Consider the following 355-nt stretch of genomic DNA (forward strand, 5'->3'; position numbering starts at 1 on the left):
GACCAAGGTGGAATGCAACCCGATGACTGCGCGCATCCTTATAGCAGATGGAACAGCCACGACACGCATTACGCTGAAGGTGCGCCTGTCCGAAGTGTGCTATGATGTATGCACCGCCTCTACATTCGCCGAACTGCAGGCGCGCGCGTTGACATTCCAGCCGGACCTGGTGCTGATCGGAAGCGGTTTCACGCAAGAGCATCCGGTCCGGATCGCAATGTCACTGATGGCCGATCCCAATCTGGCCGCAGTGCCGATCGTCATGTTGGCCAATGAATCCCTCCGCCTCGAAGCATTGCGCGCCGGGGTCGCTGCGGTCTTGGATCCGGCTATTGACGAACAGATGTTGCTCGCC

At 59.2% G+C, this 355-nt stretch carries 1 protein-coding gene; it reads left to right on the plus strand.

The window, feature by feature from the left end; translation table 11 throughout:
• Window positions 1-22: 22 nt before the first annotated feature.
• A partial coding sequence (locus K3A85_RS17780; protein ID WP_225207851.1) for a PleD family two-component system response regulator occupies window positions 23-355 on the plus strand: 333 nt, incomplete at its 3' end.

Origin of the sequence: Novosphingobium huizhouense (genome assembly GCF_020179475.1) — a bacterium.
Lineage (GTDB): Bacteria > Pseudomonadota > Alphaproteobacteria > Sphingomonadales > Sphingomonadaceae > Novosphingobium > Novosphingobium huizhouense.